The organism is Pseudomonas sp. NPDC079086, from assembly GCF_044542155.1.
Taxonomy (GTDB): domain Bacteria; phylum Pseudomonadota; class Gammaproteobacteria; order Pseudomonadales; family Pseudomonadaceae; genus Aquipseudomonas.
Genome location: NZ_JBITTY010000011.1, coordinates 1 through 10,784, shown reverse-complemented (window position 1 = coordinate 10,784; position 10,784 = coordinate 1). Strand labels below are relative to the sequence as shown.

Below are 10,784 nucleotides of genomic sequence, written 5' to 3'. Positions count from 1 at the left end.
GCCGACACGGTTTCAACAACCAACTGTCACCGGTAGAGTTCGAGAAGCGACATTTACTGAGCCTGGAAAGTGTCTAGGAAATCCGGGGCGATTCACACCATCTTGAGAGCAGGGCCGTTTCCCTATCTGAGTAAGTTAGCACACCACGATACCAAAGCGAACACTAAGCTTGCGCCGTATAAGCCAAAACTCTACTCCTAGCCTCATCGACTAGCGACTGCTTACCGAATCGTGCCTGTATAGCCTCAAGGCCAGGGAATAAAAACTGACATGAATGCAGAGCCACGCGCTCTATCGACTCCCCATCTTCTTTAAGCTGATAAAGCTTGATGAGATGCATCTGGCAACCACCCTCCTCCATAGCGCAATGGTAGAGCCCCCGATGAACACCGAGCAGATCAGCCACCTGATTACCGAATCGCTTTCCTTGTGAAGCCCAGTACATCCCTTTCAATGCATCCAGCACGACCCACACCTCACCACAACCTTATGTCAGTTAATTTCTAGCAGACAAATTCGAGCACGGGTCAGTTAATTTCCAGCAGAAATCCATTAGCCGCAATGCATATAGAGAGCATCCCCCTAACCCCCCCCTTGTACCCCCTAGCAGCAATCCCCCACAGATTTCACAGCCACACATAGCCAAGCCCCTACAACAGCCCACACGGGCTGGTGAGCTTCTCGCCAACGGCATAGGGCGACATGCCTGCTCAAAGGCCGTACAAGAGCACACAGGGACTCACGCACCCATCGTAGGCACGTAGCTCAGTTGGTAGGCTGTTGCACAGCAACAGACGTTAGAGCTGCTGCGATTGTGAGCATGCGAACAATGAGCACCACCTTAACTAAGTAGTGATCTTGCCTTTAGTATCAACAGGTTAGGAGATTCCATTCACAATCCAGCTGTGAACACAGCCCACAAGAAATGAGCATTCACATTGCTGAGTGTGAAATAGGACTGTAGATTGTGAATGTTTTCTAGGGGAAAACAAAAAGGGAACCCTCTCGGATTCCCTCTCTGCTGCCCGCGCAATGCGGGGCTTTGTTTGGTAGGCACGATTGGACTCGAACCAACGACCCCCACCATGTCAAGGTGGTGCTCTAACCAACTGAGCTACGTGCCTACGATGGGTGCGCATTTTACGGTGACGCAAAAAACTGTCAACAGATTTTTTCGCTAACTGCCTGAATAACTGAATTTTTTACTGTTCTATGGCGCGTTTAATATTTCGCACAGACCACTAGCCGGGCATTTTCAACTCAGGTAGCATCTGTCTATTCGTAAAAAATAAAGAACAGAGGTTGCAAAATGGCGCACACAGCTTATCCACAATCCTATTACGCGGCCTCCGCTAATCCGGTACCGGCGCGCCCGGAATTGAATGGTGAAGTCGAGACTGACGTGTGCATCGTCGGCGCAGGGTACACCGGCCTGTCCACGGCCATCGCCCTGCTCGAAAACGGCTTTAAAGTCAGCATCGTCGAAGCGGCCAAGGTTGGTTTCGGTGCATCAGGCCGCAATGGCGGGCAGATCGTTAACAGTTATAGCCGCGACATTGATGTGATCGAACGCAGCGTCGGCCCCAAGCAGGCGAAACTGCTGGGCGACATGGCATTCGAAGGCGGTCGGATTATTCGCGAGCGCATTACCAAGTACAACATCCAGTGCGACCTTAAGGACGGTGGCGTCTTCGCGGCCAACACCCCCAAGCACATGAAACACCTGGAGTCGCAGAAAAAGCTCTGGGAACGCTACGGCCACACCCAGCTGGAACTGATGGACGCCAAGCGCATACAAGAAGTCGTGGGTACCGATATTTATGCCGGCGGCATGCTGGACATGAGTGGCGGCCACATCCACCCGCTCAACCTGGCATTGGGCGAAGCCACGGCAGTCGAGTCGCTCGGTGGAGTTATTTACGAGCAATCTCCAGCTATCCGCATTGAGCGCGGCGCCAATCCCGTTGTGCACACACCCAACGGCCGAATCAAAGCCAAGTTCGTGGTGGTGGCTGGCAACGCCTACCTGGGCAACCTGATTCCCGAACTGTCGGCCAAATCGATGCCATGCGGCACTCAGGTGATTACTACTGAGCCGTTATCCGCCGAATTGGCAAAGAGCCTGCTGCCGCAGGACTACTGCGTAGAAGACTGCAACTACTTGCTCGATTACTACCGCCTTAGCGGTGATAACCGCCTGATCTTTGGCGGCGGCGTGGTCTACGGCGCACGCGACCCGGCAAACATCGAAGCGATCATTCGCCCGAAGATGCTCAAGGCCTTCCCGCAGTTGAAGGATGTGAAGATCGACTACGCCTGGACCGGCAACTTCCTGCTGACCCTGTCGCGCCTGCCGCAAGTCGGCCGCCTCGGCGACAACATCTACTACTCACAAGGCTGCAGCGGCCACGGCGTAACTTATACTCACCTGGCCGGCAAAATCTTGGCCGAAGCCCTGCGCGGTCAGGCCGAACGCTTCGACGCCTTCGCCGACCTGCCGCACTATCCATTCCCGGGCGGGCGGATGTTCCAAGTGCCATTCAGCGCACTGGGCGCCTGGTACTACACCTTGCGTGACAAGCTGGGCATCTAAAACCAGCGCCACAAACAGAAACGGCACCTCTAAGGTGCCGTTTTGCGTTCTGACTTAAGTCATTGCTGAACGCCGTTACAGCGCGGCATCCGGCCAAACCTGACGGGCCGTGCGCAACGCTCGCTGCGCCGCAGCGCCTCGGCCTTGCTGCTGCAGATCACGGGCAGCCTGCAACCAGACTCGCTCAAGGGGTTGCGCAGGCAATTGATTGGTCGGCTGAATCAATACAGCCCAACGTCCGGCCTCCTCCCAAGCATCGTCGAAACTGGCAAAACTGGTGTACCAGCGCCGGGTATTGCCCGAACGCATTACCAACGTGCGTTCGCGCTGGTCATAACCGACTAGCAACGCAAACTGCGAACCCGGCCCACCAAACAGCCGATCCTGCATCACCAGCACCGGATGCCCTGCGGATACCTGCTGCATCAGCGCATCCAAATTACCGGGCAAAGGGTAAACCAGTAGATCATAAGAGCGCGCCACCGCCTCAAGCCCGGCTTGCGTGCTCTGCTCTTTGGCCAATTGCTGCATGCGCTCATCCACCAGACCTGGGCTAGTGATCACCCCGTGATGATTGAGCAATGCCGCCAACGCCGAAGGCCCACCCTGGGCGTCACTTAGTTGAAAAAACGGCACATCAGCCAGCTCGACCCGCTCTGGCAAGCGCTTGGTCTCAGGCTGCAGTTGCGGCCCACTGGAGCAGGCACCGAGCAGAAACAACAGAGCCACCGGCAGAAGCTTTATTACGCGCACAGACTGTAGCATCACTCACCCACTAGCTTGTTTGTGGCGCAGAGCATAACGATGAAGTGCCAGTGACCCAACCCATGCGCACAAAATGCCGGATTTACCTGCAAGCACCGACCAAGCCATGAGTACAAACGAAAACCCTCTTCGGGCTGATAAACTGCGGGCATTGCACCCAACGCTGCCCGCTCCAGGCATGCCAACGAATCACGACAGCCGCCCTTGCGCCTGCCGTCAAACAGATAGATCCAATGCCCGATAACTCTGCACCACCTACCAATATGTCCCCGGCCACATTTCCCCGGCGATTCTCCGTAGCGCCAATGATGGATTGGCGCAACCATAACGTTACTATTGGCTTATGACAGAGTCATGCACAAAATCTGCCCACCTTTTAATACCAAAGAGATGCCCACTTGCACACGCCATGTCGTAGTGCGTCCAATCAGGAAAGATGCCAAATCATTTGAAGGTGCTCATCCTTACGGTGCGCTGGTAGCCCACAAGCAGAGATCGTAGGGTTCACAACTGAGGTTTTCGTGCCGACAAAAGCCTAGAATTTCAGTGGCAAGCAATGACTCATAATCCTTTGGTCCACGGTTCGAGTCCGTGTGGGCCCACCATAAAAAACAAAGAGTTAGGTCAGCCTCAAGCTGGCCTTTTTCTTTTCTAGCCGTAAAAAATAAATTTGAGTACCGTTTTGGGTACCGTTTCACTTCCCCTAGATATAGGCCGCCCTGAACACCAATAGCGCCGGACCGCGTCAATCAAAGACAGAAGATCGTAGATTGACAACAAAGAAGCAGCCTCATACCGTTGCTTCCCCACGAATGTGGGACAGGATTGGCGTCCTGGTTTCTGAGCTGGTGCAAGCGCGTCTTAGCACCAAGCATGGCTGCGCCTTCATGGGCGGACCGTGCAGGGCATCTTCGGATGCGCCGGCTCTCAGACCGGTACGCCAACCTGTGCGGCCTGCTCACCCAATTGGCGTTGGGAGCAGAACCTTTTTCTGAGGATCACACCATGCCCCCTTCACCTACCAATGACAGCCCGCTACCTAAACCTGAGCCAAGTACTTCCGAGCAAAAAAGCAGCGCTCTGACTGACCGGGACACACAACAGTTCCAGACAGGCTTCACTCCACTACATCCCAACGGGCTCAACTGCCTCCTTGGCTTTCGTAGCGATGCCAGTGCAAGCGAACTCTATGATGAGGCCATGATGCGCCATCATGCAGCTCTGGGGCTGCTCTGCGCACTCAGCGGCACGCCCGAATTGAACTCGGTTGCCAGCGAACCACTGAACGGATGTATTCAGGCTGTCAGGTTGTTGTGCAGCGATGCTGGCGGGCTGCATTCGGCAGCCTGGGGCCGCATGCAGCAAGAAACCACCTAGCGCGCAAGGAATGAAAGGTGCTGGGCTATCCCCCCGCACCTTTCGAGGACAACTCGGTTTCGTAGCGCTGCACAAACTCAACCAAGTTGAGGCCAAGCACATGGCAGATATCTCGCAGCTGAACCAAATCAAGCCTGCGAAGACCTCGCTCAATGTCGCTCGTGAAAGATTGCGGGCGGCCTAATGCCTCAGCGAACTGCGCCTGCGTCAGGCCTGACTCAGTACGACACTGCTTGATCATACGAAGCAGCACTAAGTTCTCATCTCGATAAATCGACTTTTCCAAAGAGACGCATTCCAGCTGTTGACAAAGCCAGAATGTATATCTAAATTACAGATATCTGAATTACAGGTATACAGATATGAACGTCGTGCACATCTCCACAATCATCCCTCTCGATCCAGATCGATCCGCACTTCTCGATGTCAAAAACCGCGTTTTGCTTTTAACCCTTGAGCGCTTGGTAAGTCGATTCGACATCGAACTACCAGTTGTAATAAGCCTTTTGTCCGGATCAGACATCTACGTCCGTCTCGACTCGGTGAGCGGCAATCCATGCTTGCTATTCGATGACATTCCAACGCTTTTGGACCTTATCCGCCCCGCTCAACGGAATGACCGTCATAACAGGCAACACATGAGCATGCTCCTCCAGCACGCTGGATTATCAATAGCGCTGAAGTTTTCGGGCCTCATCGATCAACCGCGCGCCCTGAGCAGGGAATTAATTTCAACCCTGTGCCCAAGCTGGGCCGAGGATGAAAAGACCCTTCGTGGCTTGCTCGACTTCACACAAAAAGTCGCTCTCCGCTAACTCAACACGGACATACCAGAGTGCCTCTAAGCCGCACGTAAAGATGGTTAAAACAGCATGAGCGATAAAGAAATATACCAACGCTTCATAGAAGAAGTCCTGATGAGCGGGCCAGAGGCAACACTACCCTGCAACCTCAGCGACTATTGGCTGACAGCGCTTCAGCAGAGCACAGACAGGTGCTTAGAAAACCTCGCCACCAAGCGCCCAGAAGATGACGACAGCTTGTCTCTGCCACTAGCTGCAATCCTGCACATTCTGTGTGCCAAAGCCGGCAGTGCAGAATTTCACGTGCCAATGGAGGAGCTATTTAACAATTTTGAATATCTCAGGATAGAGCTAGCAATCGAGGAATTCCGACGAAAAACGGACTACCTAAATGAGCCGGCCACGCTAGCTTCGATTTTTACCGACCGGGAACTAAGGTTTTCACCTAGCGCCCCAAACTAGAAAACCGCTCCGGCGACTACAACAACTTACCCACAATCCGATAACCAAAAAATGAAGCGCATCAGCGATCTTGGCAGACTGCTGAATTGCAACGGCGAGCCTGCATCCGACAGTCTCATCATGAGGGCGAACGCAGTGAATGGACTAGATGCAATGACTGACCTGCTCTACGGACCAGGCCAGCACATGGCCGGAAGCGACATGTCGAATGAAGATGCCATGACTTATGCACGGAACAGCTTTCCGTTTGGCAATTACTGCATCGTGCGCGACTGGATCTGGATCGATCTTGATGTCACTGACGAGCAACGCTCCGAACTGGCAAAAACAAGGCGCCAGCCGGTGATCCTATTCGCTCACGGCGTCGTCATCGACAGCGAACGTAGATGGGATATCGGCGACTTCGTCCGCACGTCACCACTCCACGTATTTCAGGAAAGTTTTCATTTTAAAACGCTCCACACCGTTTACCTGCTGCTTGGTGCAGGTAGACGGAAGCAAGCCAGCGCGAAAACCGTTACTCGTATTTTCTGAATATTCGGCAGGCTAAACAGAATGCGTATTCACCTGCTTTCAGATCTGCACAACGAGCACGACGCATACAAACCCCAGTATCACGATGCCGACATCGTGATACTGGCAGGTGATATCGATGTGAAAGCACGCGGAGTCGAGTGGGCCAAGAAGGCATTCCAATGCCCTGTGCTTTACGTGCTCGGCAATAACGAGTACTACGGCGGCCACATGCCCAGCACGCTGGAGAAGATGCGTAGTGCCGGCCTCGGTTCTCATGTTCAGGTGCTGGAGCGTGATGCTGTGATAATCAGTGGCACACGATTTCTGGGTGCCACGATGTGGACTGATTTTAGTGCCACAGGCAACAAGCCTCTGGCGTCAATCACTGCGCAAAGCATGATGAATTACTACCGACAGATCAGGGCGGGAGAGCATTACCGGCGGATAAAGCCCGGCGATTTCGCTGACAAGGCTTTAAAAACACGGAGCTGGCTTCAGAGCAAACTAGCCGAACCGTTTCCAGGCCAAACCGTAGTGATAACACACCACGCACCGCTTATGCGCTCACTGGCAGAAAACCCACATTCTGGGGGGCATCTTGATGCGGCGTATGCAAATGAGTGGATTGATCTTATGGGTGGAGATCGAGTGGCACTCTGGGTACACGGCCATTCTCATACCACGGTTGACTATCACGAAGCTGGAACACGGATCGTTTGTAACCCAAGGGGGTACCCAGGAGAACGGACTGGCTTCAATCCGCAGCTAATCATCAATCTCTAGGAGCAACGATGCGCCCAACTCCTGCAACCGATGCGCAACTGCTAAGTGATGCTCTGGCCTTCACATTCAGCCAACCGGTTACGGCTTACCTCACCGAGGCCCGCATTGCGATCTGCTGCTGCCTGGGCGTGACTCACAGACACATCAGAGCCGATCCAGTTTCGGGGCTGTTTACAGATGGCCGCTTGATTCGCACCTCGGTCATCTTGCGTGTCGGACAGGAAGGCGAGTTCTGGGTGCTCCATACATACACTGGCAGTTTCTATGTCATCGCGTCGTTCCGCGCTGATGACGGATATCAGTCGCTGATGAATCATCGAATATTTCTAACTTCTGGGTATCACCCAACACCCGACCGAGTGCATTGAGCGCCAAAGGGCAGCTCGGCAGCGGCCCATAAGCACTTCGAAATAGGCAAATGATCGTGTTTACGCTAGATCTCAGGAGGAACTACGCCGAAGCCCTGCTGCACCACGCAAGAACGTTCCAGCCCTCAAGTAATGACCAGCGAGAAGACATGCGCTTGGCAGATGCTCTTGAAGACTTGGCGACCGCGATTGAACAGCATTTTACCGAACAGCCCGCTTCACCAGGCCACTCAGAATAAGACCATCGAGTTGGGCCTTAGCTAGGCGTAGTCCGGCAGATCAAGCATTTTGCTATTGACCAGAGCTGCAGCCTCCAGCTTTCAGAAAAGCCCGTGGCTATGCATTTGGTAGGCCTCTTCAAAAATGGCACTATAAAAGCCATTACCCCAGAGCCTCACCAACTGCCGTCCGTAAGCAAGGAATCACTGTAGATGGAACTTCTTTTAATCGTCGCCATTGCTGCGCTGATCTTTTTTGTTGTCCAGAGCGCCAGACACCAAAAGGCGAGAGCAGCGCTTTTGGTGGAGCGTGGGTACCAACTGGAACGGATCAAGCAGCTTGATGGGCTGACTGCTGCTCAGAAACGCGAAATTCAGGCACTCCTGGACGAGTCCCGTGTTGCTGCACAGCGTTATGTGGACCAGAGCAACAGGCTGAAGGCTCTCCAGGCACAGTTGGAGCGCTACCAAGCTCTTGCGGACTTGGAGGTTGAGGTTGCGCGGCTGAGCGATGAAATCAAGCGTCAGAAAGACTCCATGCTCAAGACCACCAGGCAGCGTCTTGAACAGGCTGAATCGCGACTTTCAGCCGCTTTGTTTGAGGCCAAGCGAATTGTCGACTCTGCACATGCTAAAGCCGAAGAAATTGCAGGCGAAGCTTATGGTGCTGTCGGACGATTGAAGGAGCTGACGGAAGCTGCGGCAGCGATAAAGAACAAGATCGACGGGTACGGCGATTCATACATCATCCCGACCTACCACCTACTGGATGACCTGGCTGAAGAGATCGGCTACGCGGAGGCTGGTCAAAAGCTCAAAGATGCCCGCGAGCTGTCCAGGCTCATGGTCAAAAATGGCCAAGCCGCCGTCTGTGAATATGCCGAAGCAAGCCGCCGGACAACGGCTATTCGGTTCGTCACTGATGCGTTTAATGGCAAGGTGGACTCCATCCTGTATCGTGCCAAATCGGACAACCACGGCACGCTTGAGAAAGAGATCAGAGACTCGTTCGCCTTGGTCAATATCAACGGTGCCTCATTCCGAAATGCCAGGGTCACTGAACCTTACTTGCAGGCGCGACTAGAAGAATTACGCTGGGCAGCCACTGCTCAGGCCATTCGGGATCAGGAGCGGGAAGAACAGCGCCGGCTGCGTGAACAGATTCGTGAAGAGGAAAAGGTTCGGCGCGAATATGAGCGAGCTATCAAAGAGGCGGCCAAAGAAGAGCAGAACCTGCGCCGAGCCATGGAAAAAGTTGAGTCTCAGGTGGCGGCAGCTTCAGAGGCGCAGCGTGCAGAGTTCGAGGCCAAGTTGGCCGCACTGCAGGAGCAGTTGCGCCAGGCCGAGGAGAAGAACCAGCGTGCATTGTCTATGGCCCAGCAAACACGCACCGGTCACGTCTATGTAATCTCAAACATTGGCTCATTTGGCGAGGATGTGTTCAAGATCGGCATGACCCGCCGCCTGGAGCCCTCTGATCGAATCCGCGAGCTCGGCGATGCCAGCGTACCCTTCGAATTTGACGTACATGCCATGATCTTCAGCGAGGATGCCCCCAGCCTGGAGAAGCAGCTGCATCGTCATTTCCTGCGACAGCAGGTAAATAAGGTCAACCCGCGCAAAGAGTTCTTCCGCCTCGGGGTTACCGACATCAAGCAGGAGCTGGAGGTATTGGGCGTGCAAACTCAGTGGACGATGGCGGCCCAAGCTCGTGAGTATCGTGAAACGCTTCAGATTGAGCAGCAGATTCGTGAAAACCCTGTCGTTGCAGCTGAATGGACGCGTCACCAGATGGAGTATGAAGAGGTCGCTGATGAAGCTGAGGTTGCCATAGGTCACTAGATACCTGGAACGGTTACTCGGCGAAGCAGACACCGCTCTGTACGAAGCTAAATATCGAGGACGCAATCGTACGATTGCCTTCGAGGATCTTTAGTATCCATATTCAGCAGCGGTGATACGCGGCTCGTATCACCGCTGAAAAGGTGGCACTCCGCGAGTGTGGCAACACCTAGTGCGATACGACCAGCGTATCGCACAGCACCAGCGCGGCACTCATGCCGTATCGCAGAAGTATCAAGCAATACAACTCGCATGTGACATTCCAGGCATGCGACACACTCAGTGTGCTGCAGGGCAAAATGCGACACTCGGGTCGTATCGCAAACGACAGTGCGACACACATTGAGTGCCACAACACCGGATGCGATACGACCGGGGTATGACATGCGATACCACCCTAGTATCGCGAGAATACTAGTGTGTGCAAATGCAGAGCCCGGACAGGCACTTACTGTGCCCGTGAAGGCATTTCGAACGCCTTTACTGCCACTCTGAGCGCCAGTAAAGGCAGCGATAGCGCCCGCCCGGGCACTGCTTTTTTGGTTATATTAACCATGGCAAATACTTATAAATCATACAGTTATGCGAAATACGGATAACTGACTTTGAGTGCAGTGGCCAGCCTTTCTTCGCAGGCTAAAGCTGTACCCACTACTACGATGCCCTTAGGCATCGCCTACTCGTTCCTTCAGCGCCTTGGCGCTGGCTGCTTTTTTTGATGACAAACCGCTTGTGCGCGCTCTTGCTCCACCGGCACGCTGAATGTAGATGAAGGCGTGTCGCGTGAGTAAGAGGGCGCAACCCCTTACTCGCGGCGCGAGTATGGGGGCGTTGGAGCAGTTCAGACGTAACGAGAAATGCACGAAGCGAAGGCGTAGTGCTTTTCAGTGAAGTTTGAACTGAGCCAACGCCAATTCGCGAATGCGGCTGCTTTTGTCATCAAAACAATAATAAGAGACGACAGCCATGCTCCCAATCACTTTGAAGAAATATCAAATCCGCGCACGTAACTTTTATCGGACTTACTGCGGTAAGGACGATCCAACTTCAGCGCAAA

10 protein-coding genes and 1 tRNA gene are annotated in these 10,784 nt (G+C 53.8%); 8 read left to right on the top strand and 3 right to left on the bottom strand.

The window, feature by feature from the left end; all coding sequences use genetic code 11:
- Positions 1-1,047: 1,047 nt before the first annotated feature.
- Positions 1,048-1,124 (bottom strand) — tRNA-Val (locus tag ACIGEK_RS22280).
- Positions 1,125-1,309: 185 nt separating this feature from the next.
- On the opposite strand from ACIGEK_RS22280, the gene ACIGEK_RS22275 reads away from it, so the two are divergent.
- Entirely contained in the window at positions 1,310-2,593 is a 1,284-nt protein-coding gene (locus ACIGEK_RS22275) for an NAD(P)/FAD-dependent oxidoreductase (protein ID WP_397495414.1), read from the top strand.
- Between the two features lie 75 nt (positions 2,594-2,668).
- On the opposite strand, the gene ACIGEK_RS22270 is transcribed toward ACIGEK_RS22275, so the two are convergent.
- Positions 2,669-3,322 carry a PA2778 family cysteine peptidase gene (locus tag ACIGEK_RS22270; protein ID WP_397495413.1) on the bottom strand — a complete coding sequence of 218 codons (654 nt, stop codon included), beginning with the start codon at positions 3,320-3,322 and terminating at the stop codon, positions 2,669-2,671.
- Positions 3,323-4,363: 1,041 nt separating this feature from the next.
- Here ACIGEK_RS22270 and ACIGEK_RS22265 point away from each other — a divergent pair.
- A complete protein-coding gene (locus ACIGEK_RS22265) occupies positions 4,364-4,735 on the top strand; it encodes a hypothetical protein (RefSeq protein WP_397495412.1) in 372 nt (123 codons plus the stop codon).
- Positions 4,736-4,760: 25 nt separating this feature from the next.
- On the opposite strand, the gene ACIGEK_RS22260 is transcribed toward ACIGEK_RS22265, so the two are convergent.
- The gene (locus ACIGEK_RS22260; protein WP_397495411.1) at positions 4,761-5,021 is read right to left on the bottom strand and encodes a helix-turn-helix domain-containing protein; all 261 of its coding nucleotides are present in this window, start codon (positions 5,019-5,021) and stop codon (positions 4,761-4,763) included.
- A 76-nt stretch (positions 5,022-5,097) separates the two neighbouring features.
- On the opposite strand from ACIGEK_RS22260, the gene ACIGEK_RS22255 reads away from it, so the two are divergent.
- The 6 genes from ACIGEK_RS22255 to ACIGEK_RS22230 all read left to right on the top strand — a co-directional run bounded on the left by ACIGEK_RS22255 (position 5,098) and on the right by ACIGEK_RS22230 (position 9,727).
- Complete coding sequence (locus ACIGEK_RS22255; RefSeq protein ID WP_397495410.1) at positions 5,098-5,550, top strand: hypothetical protein; 453 nt, start codon at positions 5,098-5,100, stop codon at positions 5,548-5,550.
- 57 nt (positions 5,551-5,607) lie between these two features.
- On the top strand, positions 5,608-6,000 hold the full coding sequence (locus ACIGEK_RS22250; protein WP_397495409.1) for a hypothetical protein: 393 nt from the start codon (positions 5,608-5,610) through the stop codon (positions 5,998-6,000).
- Positions 6,001-6,153: 153 nt separating this feature from the next.
- On the top strand, positions 6,154-6,534 hold the full coding sequence (locus ACIGEK_RS22245) for a DUF6957 family protein (protein WP_397495408.1): 381 nt from the start codon (positions 6,154-6,156) through the stop codon (positions 6,532-6,534).
- 21 nt (positions 6,535-6,555) lie between these two features.
- Positions 6,556-7,299 carry a metallophosphoesterase family protein gene (locus tag ACIGEK_RS22240; RefSeq protein ID WP_397495407.1) on the top strand — a complete coding sequence of 248 codons (744 nt, stop codon included), beginning with the start codon at positions 6,556-6,558 and terminating at the stop codon, positions 7,297-7,299.
- An 8-nt stretch (positions 7,300-7,307) separates the two neighbouring features.
- On the top strand, positions 7,308-7,667 hold the full coding sequence (locus ACIGEK_RS22235; protein WP_397495406.1) for a hypothetical protein: 360 nt from the start codon (positions 7,308-7,310) through the stop codon (positions 7,665-7,667).
- Positions 7,668-8,098: 431 nt separating this feature from the next.
- The gene (locus ACIGEK_RS22230) at positions 8,099-9,727 is read left to right on the top strand and encodes a DUF4041 domain-containing protein (protein WP_397495405.1); all 1,629 of its coding nucleotides are present in this window, start codon (positions 8,099-8,101) and stop codon (positions 9,725-9,727) included.
- Positions 9,728-10,784 lie beyond the last annotated feature (1,057 nt).